This window comes from Kaistia hirudinis (assembly GCF_014196455.1).
GTDB lineage: Bacteria > Pseudomonadota > Alphaproteobacteria > Rhizobiales > Kaistiaceae > Kaistia > Kaistia hirudinis.
Map to the genome: position 1 here is coordinate 957984 of NZ_JACIDS010000001.1, position 20598 is coordinate 978581.

Consider the following 20598-nt stretch of genomic DNA (forward strand, 5'->3'; position numbering starts at 1 on the left):
CCGGTTCGGAACCGTTCCGGATCAGCGGCTCAATGCCAGCAGATGGCGATTGGCATGAGCGAGGCGGAGGACCGCGCGGCGCAGCACGAATTTGTGCAAGGCGCCGGCCGCCGCCGGCTCCTCGATCTGCATCGTCTCGAACGCCGCCTCGGAGAGCCGCTGTAGGCCACACGCGCCCTGTGCGACCACGGTCGCCGTGCGCGGCAGGCCGAGATAGAGGCCGATCTCGCCAACGACGTTGCCGGCGAGAATGGAGCGCAGGCGCCTGGATCGGGTGCCGCCATCCGGATCTGACACAGCAAGACGGCCGGACTCGAGAAAATAGAGATCGCGCCCGTGGCTGCCGCCTTCCATGACGATGCCGCCATCGCCGAGCGACAGCGGCTCGAAATAGCGCGCGATCCGCAGCGCCATCGCCGTATCGCCGACCTCGCGCCCGAGACAGTCTGCGAGTTGCTCCATCGGCGCGTCGCGCCAGTCCGGATCCTCTTCGAGCAGGCGGCGCTCGCACCATTCGACGGCATGGTCCAGATCGGGCAGAACGGGCATGCCGATCTCGTCGCCGCCGGCGTCGCGGCGAAACTGCGCGAGCGCGGCCGGCGGCGGTTCGCTGAGGAGGATGGTGAAGCCGCGCTGCTCCGCCAGACGGCGAAGTTTCGCGAAGGCATGCACCGCCGACGAATCCATTCCGCTGACGAGGCGCAGATCCAGCACTAGGAAGCGAACCGTCCGCGGCTCGGCCGCCGTGCGCGCTTCGATGTCGGCGATCAGCCGATGGGCGGTGCCGAAGAAGATGTAGCCCTCGAGGACGAGGATCTCGATCTCGCTGCCACGGTCGATCAGTCTCTGCTCGTCGGCCTGCGGCCGGTCGACATTCGAGCGGAACGTCGCCCGCGTCAGGCGATGGCGGACGATGTCGGCGCGGCTATAGGACAGCACGAACAGCACGAGGCCGGCAAAGAGCCCTACAGCGACGCCCTCCAGGAAGCCGACGCCGGCGGCGACGGCAAAGATCAGGAGGACGATTGCATACTCGCTGACCGGCAGGCGGCGGCGGCTCTCGACCAGCCAGTTGGCGAGAAAGTCGAGGCCGATGAAGATGGTGACGCCGCCGACGATCATGCGCGGGACGAAGGAGAGCACGCCCGCGCCGGCAAAGAGCGCGACCGCCGAGAGAAGCGCGACCACAAGGGGAACGGCGCGGCTCGGGCGGCCCAGCCGCTCGGCAAGCACGGTCAGGCCGAGTCCCTGGAAGCCGATCAGCCCGCCGCCGGCCGAAACGGCCACATTGGCGAGGCCCGCGGCGCACAGCTCACGATCGAGATCGACCTCGCGATGCGTCGCGAACTCGATGCCGGTCGCGTTGAGCAGGACGCCGACGACGGCGAGCGCCACGGTACTGGCGAGGAGCGGCCAGGCCGCGCCGATCGCGCCCCAATCGGCCCGCCCCAGCACGTCCGGCGTCAGAGGCTGCCACATCCCCGCCGGCGGAAGAGGACCGATCAGCAGTCCCCTCGCCTGCAAGGCCTCGGCCGAATAGCCGGCGAGAGCCGCGACGGCATAGAAGACAACGCCGCCCAGAACGAGCACCACGGGCAAGGTCGCGGCATGCTTCACGCGGCGTGACGCCACCAGCATGGCGATGCCGAGGAGCGCCCCCGGCACCCAGGCAACGAGCGTCGAGGCTTCGCCGAGCTTAGCCAGCGTGCGGAGTTGGACCGGCATGTCAGTCATGAAGCCGGTCGCGCCCTTGATCAGCAGCCATCCGGTCGCCGCCAGGAATCCGCCGACCACCGGATAGGGAATGAAGCGGACCAGCAGGCCGAGGCGGAAGCGGCCGAGCGCCATGAGCACGACGCCGGTCGACAGCGCCGCGACGGCGAGCATGACGACGGCCGTCTCGAAGAGAGGCGCGCCGGCGACCGTCAGCGCGGGCACGGCGGCGAACTGCGCGGCGGCGAGCGCCAGGATCGCCGCCGTCATGTCCTGCGGCGGACCGATCATGCCGCGATAGGACGAGCCGAGCCCGATCAGCGTGTTCAGGACCGTGGCGCTGAACAGCGCAATGCCGATTCCCTGCGGGAGAAAACGCGCGAGCGGGCCGGAAAAGACGATCGCCGAAAAGGAAATGGCGAAGATGATGGCGAGGATGCCGATGAGAAGACCCACGACAAGGGTCTCCGCGGCGCGGCGAACCGGCCCATTGTCGCTCGTCACATTCCCCCCTTGGCGCGCCTCTCGCCATATCGACCGACGGAAGCGGGGCTTGCCCCGCAGGCAGCCCGTCGGGTCGTGGGGCATTCCCCGTCGATACCCGCGAACCGGGTGATCTTGGGTCAGGAACGTCCCGCGAGCAATGGGAGAGCGCGCCTTACGGCGCGACGCTCACACGAGGCGGGATTGTTCCTTGGCGGCGGCGATGAAGGAGGCGAACAGCGGATGCGGCTCAAGCGGCCGCGACTTCAGCTCCGGATGGTACTGCACGCCGATGAACCAGGGATGGTTCAGGAACTCTACGGTCTCCGGCAGGACGCCGTCCGGCGACATGCCCGCGAAGTGCATGCCGCAGGCCTCCAGGCGGTCCTTGTAGTCGATATTGACCTCGTAGCGGTGGCGGTGGCGCTCGTGGATCGTCGTCGCGCGATAGATCGACGCGATCTTGGAGCCCGCCTCGAGCTTCGCCTCATAGGCGCCGAGCCGCATGGTGCCCCCGAGATCGCCGGCCGAATGGCGCTTTTCGAGCATGTTGCCCTTCAGCCATTCGGTCATCAGGCCGACAACCGGTTCTGGCGTCGGGCCGAATTCGGTCGAGCTGGCGTTCTCGACGCCCGCGAGACTGCGCGCCGCCTCGATCACCGCCATCTGCATGCCGAAACAGATGCCGAAATAGGGCACCTTGCGACGGCGGGCAAAGCCGGCCGCGCTGATCTTGCCTTCCGAACCGCGCTCGCCGAACCCGCCGGGCACGAGAATGCCGTTGACGCGCTCCAGATAGGGCGCCGGATCTTCCTTCTCGAAGATCTCGCTCTCGATCCAGTCGATGTTGACCTTGACCGTATTGGCGACGCCGCCATGCTGCAGCGCTTCGATCAGCGACTTATAGGCATCCTTGAGGCCGGTGTACTTGCCGACGACGGCAATCGTGACCTCGCCCTCCGGATTGCGGATCTTGTTGGTCAGCGCCGTCCAGCGGTCGAGATTGGGCGACGGAGCGCCCTTGATGCCGAAGGCGGCCAGCACTTCGTCGTCCAGCCCCTCGGCATGATAGGCCGTGGGCACGTCATAGATATGCGCGACGTCGAGCGCCTGGATCACGGCGCTCTCGCGCACATTGCAGAAGAGCGAAAGCTTGCGCCGCTCTTCCTTCGGGATCGGGCGATCGGAGCGGCAGAGCAGGATATCGGGCTGGATGCCGAGCGAGCGCAGCTCCTTCACGGAATGCTGCGTCGGCTTGGTCTTAAGCTCGCCGGCGCTCGGGATATAGGGCAGCAGCGTCAGGTGGATATAGACGACGTCGCCGCGCGGCAAATCGTTGCCGATCTGACGGATGGCTTCCAGGAACGGCATCGCCTCGATGTCGCCGACCGTGCCGCCGATCTCGCACAGCACGAAATCGACGTCGTCATTGCCCGAGAGGACGAACGCCTTGATCGCGTCGGTGACGTGCGGAATGACCTGCACGGTGCCGCCGAGATAATCGCCGCGCCGCTCCTTGGTGATGATTTCCTGATAGATGCGGCCGGTGGTGACCGAATCCGCCTTCGAGGCCGGACGGCCCGTGAAGCGCTCGTAATGGCCGAGATCCAGATCGGTCTCGGCGCCGTCGTCGGTGACGAAGACCTCGCCGTGCTGATACGGGCTCATCGTGCCCGGATCGACGTTGAGATAGGGATCGAGCTTCCTGAGGCGGACCCGGTATCCTCTCGACTGGAGCATGGCTCCGAGGGCCGCCGAAGCGATGCCCTTGCCGAGGGACGAAACCACGCCGCCGGTGATGAATACGTACCGCGCCATGGGCCTTGACCTTAGCCTTCCTCAAAACGATTCGCCTCGACAAAAGCGATCCGTCCCCGCCTTTCGGCGGTCGCGGCGCTTTGCGAGGCCTCCAAACGAAACGTCGCCGCCAGATGCCGGGCGGCGACGCGCTTCAAAGTGTTCTCGCCTGCCCTATTGCTGGGCGGGCGCGGCGGGCGCCGCAGGCTCGGACGTGGCCGGAGCCGCAGGCGTTGCGGCCGGTGCAGGCGTCGCGGCCGGCGCGGGAGCGGCGGCAGCCGGCTCCGAAGCGGCAGGCGCAGCAGCCGCAGGTGCGGCGGGCTCGGTGGCCGCCGGAGCGGCCGCGGCAGGCGCAGCCGGCTCGGAAGCCGCGGGAGCGGTTGCCGGAGCCGCCGCATCGGCGGCAGGCGCCGTCGCGGCCGGAGCAGCGCCGTTCGCACCCTGATCGCCGAGCTTCTGGCCCGGCAGCTGGTTGAGAATGCCGCCGCCCGCGGGCGCCGAGGCCGGCGTCGAGGTCGAGCTTGATTCGCTCTGGATCCGGTCGAGGATCGAGGCCGGGCGGTCACCGTAACGCGTGATGAGCGTCAGGATGATCGAGGTCGCGAAGAACGCCGCAGCGAGAATCGCCGTGGTGCGGGTCAGCACATTGGCCGAGCCGCGGGCGGTCATGAAGCCGCCTCCGCCACCGATACCGAGGGCGCCACCCTCCGAACGCTGCAATAGAACAACGGCGACGAGCGCGACGACCACCATCAGGTGGATCACGATGATGACTGTCTGCATCGATGTCTCTGGTCGGAACCCTGAAATTTGGGCGCGTTGTACACGATCGATCTGAACGTTTCCAGTGCGCCGGCCTACATATGGAGGCGCGGCAGCGCGGCGCAAGCCGCGGCACAGGCCTCAGACGTATGCCGAGGCGATGCCGAGGAAGTCCGCCGCCTTCAGGCTGGCTCCGCCCACCAGCGCGCCATTGACGTCTGAAATGGCCAGAATGTCGGATGCGTTGGACGGCTTCACCGAGCCGCCATAGAGGATGTGGATGCGCCCGCCCTCCTCGCCGAAGCGCTCGACGAGGCGCAGCCTTATATGCGCGTGCATCTCGGCGATATCGGAAAGCGAGGGCGTGACGCCCGTGCCGATGGCCCAGACCGGCTCATAAGCGACGACCAGATCGTCACCCGTCAGCCCCTCCGGCAGCGAGCCCTCGAGCTGGCCGTCAATCACCTGCAAGGCAAGGCCCGCCTTGCGTTCCTCAGCCGTCTCACCGACGCAGAGAATCGCGATCAGGCCGGCATGATGGACGGCCTTCACCTTGCCGCGCGCATCGGCGTCGCTCTCGCGATGGGCGATGCGCCGCTCGGAATGGCCGACGATGACGAAGGCCGCGCCCGTATCGGCGATCATCTCGGCCGAGATATCGCCCGTATGCGCGCCATGCGTGCCGGGATGGCAATCCTGCGCACCGATTCCCACGCGCGAACCGAGTGCGATCACGGCGAAGGTCGACAGCAGCGTCACCGGCGGGCAGACGACGAGCTGGACGCGATGCCGCAGCCCCGCACCATAGCCCTCGACCATGCGACCGAACTCGCTGGCCGAGGCCTTGAGGCCGTTCATCTTCCAATTGCCGACGACAAGCGGCTTGCGGGCGTGCATGCGATTTCCTCCGATCCGGGCGCGTTACCGCCGGTATGCGCCCATTCCCGGCGCATGTGTCAAGTCTTGGCGCGGACCATTCCGGAGCGGTCGCTAGGCGCGTTTGCGACGTCGTCATCAAGGTCGTCGACCCCGCCTTGCCGGGGGCCGATCACCTTTCTATGATCGCGCGCCCAAAAGCGGGGGTGTACGGCCGCTCACATTGGCTCGCCACCCGCGGCGCGAGACGTTCGAAAGGAATCCGATGCTCGAGACCATGCGCAGATATGCCTCCGGCTGGGTGGCGCAGATCCTGATCGGAATTCTGATCGTCTCCTTCGCGATCTGGGGCATCGCCGGTGCGCTGTCGGGCATCAACACCAATACGGTGGCCCAGGTCGGCAATACCGAGATCACCGTGGTCGATTTCGACCGCGCCTATCGCGGCGCCATCGACAATCTCTCGCAGCGAGTCGGCCAGGCGATCACGCCCGACCAGGCGAAGGCGTTCGGCCTGCCGAACCAGGTCCTCGGCCAGCTCATCGCCGAAGCCGCCCTCGACGACCAGGCCGACACGCTCGGTCTCGGCGTCTCGCAGGACACGCTGATCAAGGAGATCGGCGAGGACCCGGCCTTCAAGGGGCCGGCAGGAACCTTCGACCGTACCTTCTTCGTCCAGCGCCTGCGCCAGCGCGGCATGACCGAGGACGACTACGTCATGGAGCGCGAGGCGTCCGAGAAGCGCCGCCAGCTCGCCGCCACGCTTTCGGCCGGCGCCACGCTGCCGACGGCGCTCGCCGAGGCGCTGCACGCCTACCAGACCGAAGCACGCACGATCAGCTACATCGTGATTCCGGCTTCCGCGATTCCCGATGTCGGCCAGCCCAATGCCGACGAGCTGACGGCCTATTTCAACGACCACAAGGCCGATTGGCGCGCGCCGGAGATGCGCGAAATCTCCTATGTGAAGCTGCAGCCCGAGGACATTCTCGATCCGCAGGCGATCACGGATGCCGACGCGCAGAAATATTACGACGCCAACAAGACGAGCTACACGACGCCCGAGACGCGCCATGTCTACCAGCTCATCTTCACCGACGAGAGCACGGCCCAGGCGGCGGCTGCCAGCCTCAAGGGCGGCGCGACGTTCGAGAGCGCCGTCGAGGGATCGGGCCGCAAGATGGAGGATGCCGATCTCGGCGTCGTGACCCGCGACAAGCTGATCGATCCCAAGGTCGCCGAAGCCGCGTTCAGCCTCGCGCCGAACACCGCCTCCGACGTGATCGTCGGCTCGTTCGGCCCGGTCATCGTCTATGCCACCGACCTGATGCCGGAGCATGTGAAGCCGTTCGACGAGGTCAAGGACGAGATCAAGCAGGACCTCGCGCTGACGGCCGCGCGCAACGACATCGCCACGATCCGCGATTCGATCGAGGACGCGAAGGCAGGCGGCGCGACGCTCGACGAGATCGCGACCAAGAACAAGCTGAAGCTCGTCAAGGTCGATGTCGACCAGAGCGGCAACGACGCCGAGGGCAAGCCGGTCGACGACCTCCCCGCGAAGGACGCCCTGCTGAAGGGCGCGTTCGAGAGCGATGTCGGCATCGACAATGCCTCGATCCCGACCGATGACAATGGCTCGGTCTGGTATGCGGTGAACTCGATCAATCCGGCGCATGACCGCACGCTCGACGAGGTTCGCCAGAAGGTCGTCGACGCCTGGCGCAAGGCGACGACCGCCGACCGCCTCGCGGCCAAGGCCAAAGAGATTGCGGACAGCGTCGGCACCAAGGGCGAGACGCTCGAGGCGGCGGCCAGCGCGCTTTCTCTGAAGGTCGAAACCGACAGCGGCCAGACGCGCGGCTCCAAGCCGCCGGCCGATTTCTCGGTCGACGCGCTCAAGGCTGCCTTTGGCGGTCCGAAGGGCCATGTCGCGACCGCGCCGGGCGCCGATCCGGATCAGCAGATCGTGCTCAAGGTCGATGATGTGACCGAGACGCCGTTCAAGGCGGGCGATCCGGCCGTCGCGGCTGTCGAGAAGCAGCTTGCCGAGGCGATCCAGAACGATCTGCTGCAGCAATATGTGAACGAGTTGCAGAATTCGCTCGGAGCCAGCATAAATCAGACGGCCGTGCAGCGCGTGATCGGCGCGAGCTGACGACGGTCGAGGTCGGGAAGGCCCGAGAGCCACGATGATGAAGAACCGCGCGCAGGAACTCCGCCCTGCCCGCCCCCTCGGGGCGGAGCGGTTCCTTGCGACCATCGCATCGGTCGGTGGCATCCGGGCGGGCGCCGTCGCTCCGCGCGATCTCTGGCGATGGCGCTGATCGCCTGTCCCGGCAGCGCCGGGACGACGATCTCCATCACCCTCTCCCGAACGACCGCACGGGCGCACCAGGCCCGCCGAACCAATGGACCGATATCATGCTGATCGAGCCGTCGCTTGAGACGATCGCGCGCCGCTATGAAAGCGGAGAGCCGCAGGTCGTCTGGACGCGAATGGTCGCCGACCTCGAAACGCCCGTCTCCGCCATGCTGAAGCTGTCGGCCGGACGGTCGAACTGCTTCCTGCTCGAATCGGTCGAAGGCGGCGCGGTGCGCGGCCGCTATTCGATGATCGGGATCGAGCCGGACCTCGTCTTCCGCGCCATCGGCGAGCGCGCGGAGGTGAACCGCTCCCCGGCCTCGGGCGAACATTTCGAGCCGATGGAGGGCCGCTCGCTCGACGCAATCCGCAGCCTCATCGCCGAATCGCAGATCGAGCTGCCGCACGGCCTGCCGCCCATGTCGGCCGGCATTTTCGGCTATCTCGGCTACGACATGGTCCGCCAGATGGAGGAGCTGGGCGCACCCAATCCCGATGCGCTCGGCGTGCCGGACGCGATCCTGCTGCGCCCGACCGTCATGGTCATCTTCGACGCGGTGAAGGACGAGATCACCATCGTCACGCCGATCCGCCCCGAGCCGGGCGTCGGCGCCGAGCGGGCGCATGCCAAGGCCGTCGAGCGGCTGACGCGGGTGGTCGAGACGCTGGAGGGACCGCTGCATCATGCCGGCGGCCCGGCCGACGTCGATCTCTCCGTGCCGGTGGTCTCGAACACGCCGCATGAGCGCTATCTGGCGATGGTGGCCCGCGCGAAGGAATACATCGCGGCCGGCGACATCTTCCAGGTCGTGCTGTCGCAGCGCTTCGAGGCGCGGTTCGAACTGCCGCCCTTCTCGCTCTATCGCGCGCTCCGCCGCACCAATCCCTCGCCGTTCCTCTATTATCTCGACTTCGGCTCCTTCTCCGTCGCCGGCTCGAGCCCGGAGATCCTGGTGCGCGTGCGCGACGGCGAGGTCACCATCCGTCCGATCGCCGGGACGCGCCGCCGCGGCGAAACGCCGGAACGCGACGCGGAACTGGCGGCGGAACTCCTCGCCGATCCGAAGGAACTCGCCGAGCATCTGATGCTGCTGGATCTCGGCCGCAACGATGTCGGCCGCGTCGCCGAGATCGGCTCGGTGAAGGTCACCGACAAGTTCTTCCTCGAATATTACAGCCAGGTCATGCACATCGTGTCGAACGTGATCGGCCGCCTCTCGGCCGAGTATGACATGCTCGACGCGCTGGCCGCCGGCTTCCCGGCCGGTACGGTCTCCGGGGCGCCCAAGGTGCGCGCCATGGAGATCATCGACGAGCTCGAGGTGGAGAAGCGCGGCATCTATGCCGGCTGCGTCGGCTATTTCTCGGCCGACGGCGCCATGGACACCTGCATCGTTCTGCGCACCTCGATCGTCAAGGACGGCAAGATGTATGCGCAGGCTGGCGCCGGCATCGTCGCCGACTCGGTGCCCGAGAGCGAGCACCAGGAATGCGTCGCCAAGGCGCGGGCACTCTTCCGTGCGGCCGAGGAAGCGGTAAAGTTCGCTTCTCAGGCCGGACGTGGGCAGTGATCGGGGCAGGAAGAGGGTAGGATCATGGCCTTCATCGTCATCGATAACTACGACAGCTTCACCTACAACCTCGTCCATTATCTGGGCGAACTGGGTGCCGAGCTGATCATCCGCCGCAACGACAAGATCACCGTCGACGAGGTGATCGCGCTCGATCCAGAGGGGATCGTGCTGTCGCCTGGCCCCTGCACGCCGAACGAGGCGGGGATCTGCCTTGACCTGATAGACCGTGCCGGCGCGACGATCCCGATCTTCGGCGTCTGCCTCGGCCATCAGGCGATCGGCCAGGCGATGGGCGGCGACGTCGTGCGCGCGCCGAGCCAGATGCACGGCAAGATCTCCACGATCTCGCATCGCGGTCGCAGCGTCTTCCGCGGCATCAACGGTCCCTTCCAGGCGACGCGCTATCATTCGCTGCAGGTGCGCCGCGAAACCATGCCGGACGTGCTGGAGATCACGGCCGAGGCCGAGGACGGCGTCGTCATGGGCGCCATGCACAAAAGCCTGCCGATGCACGGCGTGCAGTTCCATCCCGAGAGCATCGCCTCGGAACACGGGCACCGCATGCTGAAGAACTTCCTCGACATCGCCGCCGACTGGAATGCACGCCATCGCGCAGCCCAGTCCGTCGCGTGAGAGGACGAGCATGTCGGACCTGAAGACACTCATCGCCAAGGTCGCCGCCGGCAAACCGCTCGCACGCAGCGAGTCGGAGGCCGCCTTCAACATCATCATGTCCGGCGAGGCGACGCCCGCGCAGATCGGCGGCTTCCTGATGGCGCTGCGCGTGCGCGGCGAGACGATCGACGAGATCACCGGCGCGGTTGCGACCATGCGCGCCAAGATGCTGCCCGTCTCCGCGCCGGAAGGCGCGATCGACATCGTCGGGACGGGCGGCGACGGCTCGCACACCTTCAACATCTCGACCGCCTCGGCCTTCGTCGTGGCGGGCGCAGGCGTGCCGGTCGCCAAGCATGGCAACCGTGCGCTCTCGTCCAGATCGGGTGCCGCCGACGTGCTGGCCGCACTCGGCGTCAATGTCGACGTGACGCCGGAGACGATCGGGCGGGCGATTCGCGAGGCCGGGATCGGCTTCATGTTCGCGCCGGCGCATCACTCCGCGATGAAGCATGTTGGTCCGGCGCGCGTCGAGCTCGGCACGCGCACGATCTTCAACCTGCTCGGGCCCCTCTCCAATCCGGCCGGCGTGAAGCGCCAGGTCGTCGGCGTCTACGCGCCGGAATGGCTGGAACCCCTCGCCTATGTGCTCGCGGCGCTCGGCACCGAGAGCGCCTGGATCGTGCATGGTGCCGGCGGCGTCGACGAGATCTCGACCGCCGGCCCGACGCAGGTCGCCGAGCTCAAGGACGGCACGGTGGCGAGCTTCACGATCGAACCCGACGCGCTCGGCCTGCCCATCTCGCCGCTCGAAGCCATCAAGGGCGGCGATGCGGTGCATAACGCGGCGGCGCTCCGTGCCCTTCTCAATGGCGCCCGCAGCGCCTATCGCGACACCGTGCTGATGAATGCCGCCGCCGCGCTGGTCGTCGCCGGGCGAGCCGCCTCGCTGGTCGAAGGCGTCGCGCTCGCAGCCGCCTCGATCGACGAAGGCCGCGCGCATGACCGGCTCGACCGACTCATCGCGATCACCAACGGATAGGACGATGAGCGACATCCTCGCCAAGATCGAGATCACCAAGCGCGCCGAGATCGAGGCCGCCAAGGCGCGCATTCGTCCGAGCGAAATCAAGGCGCGCGCGCTCGACACCGCCCCGACGCGTGGCTTCCACGCCGCGCTCCGGCGCCGGATCGATGCCGGCGAGCCGGCGCTGATCGCCGAGATCAAGAAGGCGAGCCCGTCCAAGGGCCTGATCCGGCCGGATTTCGATCCGCCGAGCCTCGCCGCCGCCTATGAAGCCGGCGGCGCGGCCTGTCTTTCGGTGCTCACCGACGGCCCCTATTTCCAGGGCGCCGCCGAGTTCCTCGCGCAGGCCCGCGAGGCGGCGGCGCTCCCGGCGCTGCGCAAGGATTTCATCTACGAGCCCTATCAGGTCTATGAGTCGCGCGTGCTCGGCGCCGATTGCATCCTGATCATCATGGCTGCGGTCGAGGATAGCGTCGCCGCAGAGATCGAGGGCACCGCGCTCGAACTCGGCATGGACGTGCTCATCGAGGTGCATGACGATGCAGAACTCGACCGCGCGCTCGCCCTCGCCTCGCCGCTGATCGGCATCAACAACCGCAACCTCCGCACCTTCGACGTTACGCTGGAAACCTCCGAGCGCCTGGCGCCGCGCGTTCCGGCGGATCGCACGCTCGTCGGCGAGAGCGGCATCTTCACCAAGGCCGATGTCGACCGGCTCACCAAGGTGGGCATCCGCACCTATCTCGTCGGCGAGAGCCTGATGCGCCAGGCCGACGTGACGCGCGCGACCGAAGAACTGCTCGGCCGCCGCGCCGCCTGAGGAACCTTCATCACGATGTCCGTCACCATCCGCCCCGCGCGGGCGAGCGAGATTGGCCGCCTGCAGGATATCGAGCGCGCCGCCGCGATACGCTTTCGCGACGTCGGCCTCGACGCGCTGGCGGAGGGTGAACCGAACGACGCGGCGTTCATCCACTCTCTCATGCAGCACGGCGAAGTGCTTGGCGCGGAATCGGAAGGCGCCCTCGTCGGCTTCGTTCTCGCGGGGCGTCTCGACGACGCGCTGCACATCTATGAGATCTCCGTCGCGCCGACGCATGGCGGACGCGGCATCGGCGGAGCGCTCCTCGACGCCATCGCCGATCGGGCGCATGATCGCGGCATGGGGGCACTGACGCTTTCGACCTTCGCCGACGTGCCCTGGAACGCGCCGTTCTATGCGCGGCGCCGCTTCGCCCTCGTCGAGGAGAGCGCTTGGACGCCCGCCTTCTTCGTGCTCCGCTCGCTGGAGCGCGCGGCGGGATTGCCGCTCGAACGGCGCATCTTCATGCGCAAGGAGCTTTCGTGATGGCCCCTCGTCTCACGCATCTCGACGCGACCGGTGCCGCCCATATGGTCGACGTGTCGGACAAGGCCGTCACCAGCCGCATGGCGATCGCCGAGGGTGCCGTCCATATGGCGCCGCAGACGCTGGCGCTGATCCGCTCCGGCGCCGCGGCCAAGGGCGACGTGATCGCGACGGCACGTATCGCCGGGATCATGGCCGCGAAAAAGACGCATGAGCTGATCCCGCTCTGCCACCCGATCATGCTCTCCAAAGTCACCGTCGATATCGAGCCGGACGAATCGCTTCCCGGCCTCCGTGTGCGCGCCCTGACACGCGTTGCCGATCGCACGGGCGTGGAGATGGAGGCGTTGACGGCCGTCTCGGTCGCATGCCTGACGCTCTACGACATGGCGAAGGCCGTGGATCGCGGCATGACGATCGGCCCGATCCGCCTTCTGGAGAAGAGCGGCGGCCGCTCGGGCGACTGGAAGGCCGAGCCGTGAGCAGTGGACTTCTGCCGGTCGAGGCAGCGCTCGCCCGCGTGCTCGACGGCGTCGCGCCGATGCCGGCCGAGGATGTGCCGCTCGCCGAGGCGCGTGGCCGCATCCTCGCCGCGCCCCTTGCGGCGCTGCGCACCCAGCCGCCGGCGGATGTCTCCGCCATGGACGGCTATGCCGTGCGCGCTGCCGATGTCGCAGCTTCAGCATCCGAGCTGACCGTGATCGGGACGGCGCCGGCCGGGACGCCCTTCGACGGCACCGTCGGCGTGGGCCAGGCGGTGCGCATCTTCACCGGCGCGCATCTGCCGGCAGGCGCCGATTCGGTCCTGCTGCAGGAGGATGCAGAGACGCTGGAGGGCGGACGCATTCGCGCCCGCGAGGCCGTGCGCCCCGGCCAGCATGTAAGAAGGCGCGGGCTCGATTTTGCCGCTGGCGACATCATGCTCCCGGCCGGGCTCAAGCTCGGCATGCGGCAATTGTCGCTCGCCGCGGCGATGAACCATGCGCATGTTCCGGTCCGGAGGCGGCCGCGCGTCGCCCTGCTCGCCACGGGCGACGAACTGGTGCCGCCCGGCGGCGACATTCCGCCGGATCGCATCGTCGCCTCGAACAGCTTCGGCCTCGCGGCTTTGATTGCGGAGGCCGGCGGCGTGCCGATCGATCTCGGCATCGTGCCGGACGACCGCGCCCGCTTCGCCGCGGCGGTCGATGACGGCCTCGCGGATGGCGCGGACATCCTTGTCACGCTCGGCGGCGCGTCCGTCGGCGAGCATGACCTTTCCCGCGAGGTGCTCGCAGGTCGCGGCATGGAGCTCGGCTTCTGGAAGATCGCGATGCGGCCCGGCAAGCCGCTGATCTTCGGGCGGATCGGCGCAACGCGGATCCTCGGCTTGCCGGGAAACCCCGTTTCCAGCTTCGTCTGCGCGCTGCTCTTCCTGCGTCCGCTGATCGCCGCCAAGCTCGGGCTGCCGCCCGGCGATCCGACCGTGCCCGCCCGGCTCGGCGCGGCGATGCGGGCGAATGATCAGCGCCAGGACTACGTCCGGGCGACGCTCACCGAGGACGGAAACGGGCTTCCTGTCGCAACGCCCCTGCCACGACAGGACAGCTCGATGCTCTCGACCTTCGCATCGGCCGGCTGCCTGATCGTGCGCCCGCCACACGCGCCGGAGGCCAAGGCGGGCGATCCTTGCCGCATCGTCATTTTGCCTTGACGAGCGGCATGCCTATTTGAGCGCCCAATTTTCCACAACGATGATTCACGCTTTGTGAACGAATGCGTTATATTGCCCGCGTCTGCCGAGAAATTGCGCATGGGAACCCGACGCTTGTTCGGGCGTTTTTGTACGGATCGGCGGGCGGCGAGAGGTTCAGAACCATGACGACGTCGGATCAGAAGCCTTCGATCAGCAGCCGGACCCTCAGGATCGGCTCCTGCCTCGCAGCCGGCGCGATGATGCTTTCGCATCTCAATCGGTCGGCACTGACGCGCTATGACGATCTGCTTCACGATTTGGCGCGCTTCCATCCGCATCAGAATGCGCCCGCGCGGCGCGCCGACCGCCCGCTGCGCAAGCGGCCGGTCGCGGATTCGCGCACGTATCGCTGAGCGCGGCGCGACCTAATCCGTCACCGCTGGCCTGCCGTGCAGGAAACGCGCGGTGGGACGGATATCGAGATCGACGACCAGCGGCAGATGATCCGAAGCGACGCGCGACAGCGGCGTGCGCACCACTTCGACATTCTTGATCTCCGCCCTGCCCCGCAGCCAGACATGGTCGAGTCGGAGCGTCGGCATCCGCCCGGGATAGGTCGGCCGCGCCTTGCGCGCGCCCCACTCCTTCTGGACATCCGTGAAGCGCGAGGCGAGGTGGCGATAGGGCGCGAGGCCCGGCGGCGCGTTAAAATCGCCGACAAAGACGACGGGGTCGCGACAATCCGGATGGCCGAGCCATTCGGGGCCGAGCAGCGTCGAGAGTTGCAGCATCTGCTCGTGCGGCCAGACGCCGAGATGGGTGTTGACCACCTGCACGGCATGTCCGCCGACATCGATCGACGCCCAGAGCGCGCCGCGCGGCTCGACCTTGATGCGGTCATAGAAGCCCGGAAGCTGGCCGAGGCGGCGCATCTCGATCGGCAGTGCCGTGAGGATCGCATCGCCATAACGCTCCGGACCGACGCGCGTCGAGCCGTTGAAGAACGCCTTCATGCCCAGCATCGAAGCCAGCACATGCGCCTGATCGATGCCGCCGGTCCGCGCCCGGCCGACATCGATCTCCTGCAGCGCGACGATATCGGGCTTGCAGCTGGCAATGACGCTCGCCACGCGCTCCGGCGCGTGGTGCTTGTCGGTGCCGATGCAGGCGTGGACGTTATAGGAGAGAATGCGGAATTGACCCATGACGGCTCGTTATCTAGGGCGCCTGCGTGCCGAAACCATGGCAGCGCGCGCGCCGGGCAGCGGCAGATTCACGCGGAGGCGCGCGGCGCATAGTCGGCGGCGTCGACACGCGCGGGCCTGCCCTCGAGCGCGAGCGTCGCAATGCGGGCCGGCGCTTCCGCGATGACCTTGCCGCGGCGCACGACGGCGAGACGCTGGGCGCGCAGCCGCACCGCCTCGATCGGATCCGCCGCCTGCAGCAGCACGAAATCGGCGTTGCAGCCGACATCGAGCCCATAGCCCTCGAGACCGAGAATGGAAGCCGGCACGGTCGTGACGGCCTCGAACGACCAGCGGATCGCCTCGCGGCTCGTCATCGGCACGGCATGCACCGCCATATTGGCGACATCGAGCATGTCGGCATCGCCGAGCCCGTACCAGGGATCCATGCAGCAATCCTGGCCGAGCGCGACGGGAATGCCGAGCGCCCGCATCTCCGGAATGCGCGTCAGGCCGCGGCGGCGCGGATAGGTGTCGTGGCGGCCCTGCAGCGTAATGTTGATCAGCGGATTGGCGATGGCGGCGACGCCGGCTTCCTTCATCAGCGGAAGCAACTTCGAGACATAGTAATTGTCCATGGAATGCATGGAGGTCAGGTGCGAGCCGGCCACCCGCCCCTGGAGGCCGAGCCGGACCGTCTCGGCGGCCAGCGTCTCGATGTGGCGCGACAGCGGATCGTCGCTCTCGTCGCAATGGAGGTCGACAAGCAGCCCGCGCGCAGCGGCGATCTCGCACAGCGCCCGCACCGAGGCGGCGCCATCCGCCATGGTGCGCTCGAAATGGGGGATACCGCCGACGACGTCGACGCCGAGATCGAGCGCCCGCTCGAGGTTCCGCACGGCCGTCGGGGAGCGGTAATAGCCATCCTGCGGGAAGGCGACGAGCTGCAGGTCGAGATAGGGCTTCACCCGCTCGCGCACCTCGATCAGCGCCTCGACGGCGAGGAGGCGATCGTCGCAGACGTCGACATGGCTGCGCACGGCGAGCAGGCCCTGCGAAACGGCGAGGTCGCAATAGCGCAGCGCCCGCTCGATCACGGCATCATGGGTCAGGAGCGGCTTCAGTTCGCCCCAGAGCGCGATGCCTTCGAGCAGCGTGCCGGACTGGTTCATCCGCGGCAGGCCGAGCGAGAGCGTCGCATCCATATGGAAATGGCAGTCGACAAAGGGCGGCGCCACGAGGCGGCCGGCGGCGTCGATCACGCGGCGCGCCTCGGCGCCGATGCCCGGCTCCACGGCCGCGATCCGTCCGTCGGCGACGGCGATGTCCTGGCCGGCCCGCCCGTCGGGAAGCGACGCGTTCTTGACGATCAGTTCAAATGCCATGGAAACCCCTGCAGAAAATACAGGGGTATCCGATCAGCAGCCGCGCGCCGATGCAAGCGGCACGAGGCCGGTCGCGCCGCTATTTCGGGGCGTAAGGCGCGGTCGTGCTGGAATAGGAGCCCTGATAGGCGGTCGCCGCGTCCGCGCCGAGATCGGCTGCAACGGCGGCGGCGACCTGATCCGCCTCGGCCTTCGGCAAGGTCGCGGCAGCGCTGCCGATGGCGGCGGCGAGCTGCGTGATGTCGGTGGCGCCCAGCGCGCCGTTGCCGCCGAAATTGGCGCCGGTCTTGTACTTCTTCAGCATGCTGTCGATCAGCGGCTTGCAGCCCGTCTGGCACTGCTCGATCTTGGCGAGATCGTCCTGAAAGCCGAGCGCACCGAGATCCGGCGTCGCGTTCATGTCGAGCTGCTTCTCCATCTGCTGGATCTGCTGCTGCGTCGACTGGGCGAACGCCTGGCCGGCGGGCGCGGCGCCGAGAACAGCCAGCGCCGCCAGGATCGCGAGACCGCGTTTCGAAACGCTCGTTGCACGCATATGCCGCATCATCATGCTCTCCCCGTTCGTCCCGTCAGCCGACGACGGGCGCGCCGCCATTCGGCTCGGCCTTGTCCGTCCCCGACGAGCCCTTCTTGTGCTTCTTCTTGCCGCCGCGTTCCTCGAACTGCTGCAGCACCGTGAAAAAGGACGGCACGAACAGGACCGCCAGGCAGGTGGACGCGAGCATGCCGCTGACCACCGCGATGCCGATCGAGGCACGCGAGGCAGCGCCGGCGCCGGTCGCGAACACCAGCGGCAGCACGCCGAGGATGAAGGCGAACGACGTCATCAGGATCGGGCGGAAGCGGAGCCGCGCCGCCTCGACCGCCGCATCCAGGATCTCCATGCCTTCGTGCCGCTTGTCGCGTGCATATTCGACGATCAGGATCGCGTTCTTCGCCGCGAGCGCCACCAGCAGGATGATGCCGATCTGGGTGTAGAGGTTGTTCGCGAGGCCGAGGCTCGTCAGCGCGATGACCGTGCCGAGCAGCGCGAGCGGCACGGCGAGCAGGACCGAGAGCGGCTGGATCCAGCTTTCATACTGTCCGGCCAGCACGAAGTAGACGAGCACCAGCGCCAGCGCGAAGATGAAGTAGATCTGGTTGCCGACGATCTGCTCCTGATACGACATCGCCGTCCACGACGTGCCATAGCCCGGCGGAAGGGTCGATTTCGCGATCTGATCCATCAGCTCCATCGCCTGGCCCGAGCTGAAGCCCGCGGCCGGACCGCCGGCCATCGTCGCGGCCGGATAGAGGTTGTAGAGCGTGATCAGCGGCGGGCCTTCGACCGTCTTGAACGAGACGAGCGAGCCGACCGGAATCATGTCGCCGGTCTTGGACTTCACCTTGAGATCGGTCACGTCCTGCGGCCGAACGCGCTTGGCCGCCTCGGCCTGAACATAGACCTGGAAGACGTTGTTGAACTTGGTGAACTGGTTGACGTAGGTCGAGCCCATATAGGCCTCGACCGTCGAGAACACGTCGCCGACCGAGACGCCGAGCGTCTCCGCCATGACGCGATCAACGGTGAGCTGGAACTGCGGCGTGGTGGCCGAGAACGTCGTGTTCACCCGCTGCAGCGAGGACTGCGAATCCGCATTGGCGATCACCTGCTCGGCGACGGCCTGCAACTGCTTGAAATCGGAGGTGCCGTTCTTGACCTGCAGCATCATGGTGAAGCCGCCGGTGCTGCCGATGCCCTGGATCGGCGGCGGTATGAGCGCGAAGCCGACGGCATCCTGCATCTGGTTCAGCGACTTGGTAATGTTCTCGTAGATCGCCTTGAGACCCTCGGCCTTGCCGCGAACCGACCAGTCCTTGAAGATCACATAGACCATGCCGGCATTGAACAGCGTCGCGTTGTTGTCGAGCACCGATGCGCCGGAAATGCCGACCGCGCTATCGACGCCGGGCGTATCCAGCGCGGCCTTGGTCGCCTGAGCGACGACGCGGTTCGTGCGCTGCAGCGAGGAGCCCTCGGGCAGCTGGACGCTGATGACGAGATAGCCCTGGTCCTCGTTCGGCAGGAAGGCGGTCGGAATCCGAGACATGCCCCAGAAGGCGACGCCGATCAGGACCAGAGCGGCGAGGACCATCACATGGCTATGATGGACCATGCGGCTGATCAGCCCGGCATACCAATGCTCGGCCTTGTCATAGACCTTGTTGAAGCCGCGGAAGAAGATGTTGCGCTTCTCGGGCGGCGTCGGCGCGCGCAGCCACAGCGCGCACTGCGTCGGCTTCAGCGTCATCGCGTTGATGGCGGAGATGAACGCCGTCGCCGCGATGACGAGCGCGAACTGCTTGTACATCTGGCCCGTGAGGCCTGGCAGCGCCGCGGCCGGCAGGAACACGGCCATCAGGACGAGCGTGATGCCGAGGATGGGGCCGGTCAGCTCCTGCATCGCCTTCACCGCAGCGTCGTGCCCATTCATCCCCTCTTCCATGTGCCGCGCGACGCCTTCGACGATGACGATGGCGTCGTCGACGACGATGCCGATGGCGAGGACGATGGCGAACAGGGTTGCCGTGTTGACGGTGAAGCCGAGTGCGGCCATGGCCGCGAAGGCGCCGATGATCGTCACAGGAACCGTCGTCGCCGGCACGAGCATGGCGCGCCAGTCCTGCAGGAAGGCGAGGATGACGATGAGCACCAGGATCGCCGCTTCGAACAGCGTCTTGTAGACTTCGTCGATCGAGGCGACGACGAACTTGGTCGTGTCGAACGGGATCGCGTATTGGAGGCCCGGCGGGAACGACTTGGCGAGTTCCGCCATCTTGGCCGAGACGCTCTCGGCCACGTCCAGCGCATTGGCGTCCGGCAGCAGGAAGATGCCGATGGCGGCCGTCGGCGCGTTGTTGAACGTCGCGACCTGGCTGTAGCTCTGCGAGCCGAGCTCGACACGGCCGATATCGCGCACGCGCACGATCTGGCCGCCATTCGCCCCGTCCGACTTGACGATGATGTTCTCGAACTGGGCCGGGTCGGAGAAGCGGCCATTGACGTTGATCGTGTACTGGAAGTTCAGCCCGTCGGGCGCCGGCGGCATGCCGGTCATGCCGGCCGTGACTTCCTGGCTCTGCTGCTGGATGGCGGACACGACATCGTTCGGCACGAGGCCGAAGGTCTGGAGCTTGTCCGGGTCCATCCAGATGCGCATCGCATACGGACCGGCGCCGAACACGTTGACATTGCCGATGCCGGGCAGGCGCGCGAGTTCGTTCTGCAGGTTGATGACGGCGTAGTTCGACAGGAACAGCCCGTCATAGCGGTTGTCGGGCGAATACAGCGTGACGAACTGCAGGATCGACGTCGTCTTCTTCTGGACGTTGACGCCCTGGACCTGGACGGATTGCGGCAGCGACGCCATGGCGATGGCGACGCGGTTCTGCACCAGAACCTGCGCATAGTTCGGGTCCGTGCCGATATTGAACGTCACGGTCAGGCTGTAGGTGCCGTCCGCGGCGCTGGTCGACTGCATGTAGATCATGCCTTCGACGCCGTTGACCTGCTGCTCGATCGGCAGGGCCACGGTATCCATCACCGTGCGCGCCGAAGCGCCGGGGAAGGACGTGGTGACCGCCACCGTCGGCGGGACGACATTGGGATATTGCGCGATCGGCAGGTTGAACACCGACACGGCGCCGAGGAGCACGATCACCAGCGCCAGGACGTTCGAGAGCACCGGCCTCTCGATGAAGAAACGTGAAATCATGAAACCCGCCTGCGCTTGATGTCGTCGACCGGATGGATG

Annotated in this window: 18 protein-coding genes; 9 read left to right on the forward strand and 9 right to left on the reverse strand. The window is 67.2% G+C overall.

Annotated features, from left to right (window positions below; all coding sequences use genetic code 11):
- Positions 1-21: 21 nt before the first annotated feature.
- From GGR25_RS04420 to tpiA, 5 genes are all read right to left on the reverse strand, one after another.
- Positions 22-2169 carry a SulP family inorganic anion transporter gene (locus GGR25_RS04420; RefSeq protein WP_183397475.1) on the reverse strand — a complete coding sequence of 716 codons (2148 nt, stop codon included), beginning with the start codon at positions 2167-2169 and terminating at the stop codon, positions 22-24.
- Between the two features lie 216 nt (positions 2170-2385).
- On the reverse strand, positions 2386-4014 hold the full coding sequence (pyrG, locus tag GGR25_RS04425; RefSeq protein WP_183397476.1) for a CTP synthase: 1629 nt from the start codon (positions 4012-4014) through the stop codon (positions 2386-2388).
- An 11-nt stretch (positions 4015-4025) separates the two neighbouring features.
- Positions 4026-4151 (reverse strand): hypothetical protein, encoded by a 126-nt coding sequence (locus tag GGR25_RS24910; RefSeq protein ID WP_281378547.1) that lies wholly within the window; start codon positions 4149-4151, stop codon positions 4026-4028.
- 16 nt (positions 4152-4167) lie between these two features.
- Complete coding sequence (gene secG, locus GGR25_RS04430; protein WP_183397477.1) at positions 4168-4776, reverse strand: preprotein translocase subunit SecG; 609 nt, start codon at positions 4774-4776, stop codon at positions 4168-4170.
- A gap of 120 nt (positions 4777-4896) precedes the next feature.
- The gene (gene tpiA, locus GGR25_RS04435) at positions 4897-5652 is read right to left on the reverse strand and encodes a triose-phosphate isomerase (RefSeq protein ID WP_183397478.1); all 756 of its coding nucleotides are present in this window, start codon (positions 5650-5652) and stop codon (positions 4897-4899) included.
- A gap of 256 nt (positions 5653-5908) precedes the next feature.
- On the opposite strand from tpiA, the gene GGR25_RS04440 reads away from it, so the two are divergent.
- The 9 genes from GGR25_RS04440 to GGR25_RS04480 all read left to right on the forward strand — a co-directional run bounded on the left by GGR25_RS04440 (position 5909) and on the right by GGR25_RS04480 (position 14648).
- Positions 5909-7789, forward strand: a complete 1881-nt coding sequence (locus tag GGR25_RS04440; RefSeq protein ID WP_210299796.1) for a peptidylprolyl isomerase — start codon at positions 5909-5911, stop codon at positions 7787-7789.
- 266 nt (positions 7790-8055) lie between these two features.
- A complete protein-coding gene (trpE, locus tag GGR25_RS04445) occupies positions 8056-9567 on the forward strand; it encodes an anthranilate synthase component I (protein WP_183397480.1) in 1512 nt (503 codons plus the stop codon).
- Positions 9568-9591: 24 nt separating this feature from the next.
- Entirely contained in the window at positions 9592-10203 is a 612-nt protein-coding gene (locus GGR25_RS04450; RefSeq protein ID WP_183397481.1) for an anthranilate synthase component II, read from the forward strand.
- Positions 10204-10213: 10 nt separating this feature from the next.
- Complete coding sequence (gene trpD / locus GGR25_RS04455) at positions 10214-11227, forward strand: anthranilate phosphoribosyltransferase (RefSeq protein WP_183397482.1); 1014 nt, start codon at positions 10214-10216, stop codon at positions 11225-11227.
- A gap of 4 nt (positions 11228-11231) precedes the next feature.
- Positions 11232-12032, forward strand: a complete 801-nt coding sequence (gene trpC / locus GGR25_RS04460) for an indole-3-glycerol phosphate synthase TrpC (RefSeq protein WP_183397483.1) — start codon at positions 11232-11234, stop codon at positions 12030-12032.
- 15 nt (positions 12033-12047) lie between these two features.
- Entirely contained in the window at positions 12048-12560 is a 513-nt protein-coding gene (locus tag GGR25_RS04465; protein ID WP_183397484.1) for a GNAT family N-acetyltransferase, read from the forward strand.
- A complete protein-coding gene (gene moaC, locus GGR25_RS04470; RefSeq protein ID WP_183397485.1) occupies positions 12560-13042 on the forward strand; it encodes a cyclic pyranopterin monophosphate synthase MoaC in 483 nt (160 codons plus the stop codon). The genes GGR25_RS04465 and moaC overlap by 1 nt, the downstream gene beginning before the upstream one ends.
- Positions 13039-14253: a molybdopterin molybdotransferase MoeA gene (locus GGR25_RS04475; protein ID WP_343067965.1), complete on the forward strand. Its 1215-nt coding sequence runs from the start codon at positions 13039-13041 to the stop codon at positions 14251-14253. The genes moaC and GGR25_RS04475 overlap by 4 nt, the downstream gene beginning before the upstream one ends.
- A gap of 62 nt (positions 14254-14315) precedes the next feature.
- Positions 14316-14648 carry a hypothetical protein gene (locus tag GGR25_RS04480; RefSeq protein WP_183397487.1) on the forward strand — a complete coding sequence of 111 codons (333 nt, stop codon included), beginning with the start codon at positions 14316-14318 and terminating at the stop codon, positions 14646-14648.
- Positions 14649-14660: 12 nt separating this feature from the next.
- On the opposite strand, the gene GGR25_RS04485 is transcribed toward GGR25_RS04480, so the two are convergent.
- The 4 genes from GGR25_RS04485 to GGR25_RS04500 all read right to left on the reverse strand — a co-directional run bounded on the left by GGR25_RS04485 (position 14661) and on the right by GGR25_RS04500 (position 20559).
- The gene (locus tag GGR25_RS04485; protein ID WP_183397488.1) at positions 14661-15440 is read right to left on the reverse strand and encodes an endonuclease/exonuclease/phosphatase family protein; all 780 of its coding nucleotides are present in this window, start codon (positions 15438-15440) and stop codon (positions 14661-14663) included.
- 68 nt (positions 15441-15508) lie between these two features.
- The gene (locus GGR25_RS04490) at positions 15509-16804 is read right to left on the reverse strand and encodes an amidohydrolase family protein (RefSeq protein ID WP_183397489.1); all 1296 of its coding nucleotides are present in this window, start codon (positions 16802-16804) and stop codon (positions 15509-15511) included.
- 79 nt (positions 16805-16883) lie between these two features.
- Positions 16884-17339 carry a hypothetical protein gene (locus GGR25_RS04495; protein ID WP_183397490.1) on the reverse strand — a complete coding sequence of 152 codons (456 nt, stop codon included), beginning with the start codon at positions 17337-17339 and terminating at the stop codon, positions 16884-16886.
- Between the two features lie 34 nt (positions 17340-17373).
- Complete coding sequence (locus tag GGR25_RS04500; RefSeq protein ID WP_183397491.1) at positions 17374-20559, reverse strand: efflux RND transporter permease subunit; 3186 nt, start codon at positions 20557-20559, stop codon at positions 17374-17376.
- Positions 20560-20598: the final 39 nt, after the last annotated feature.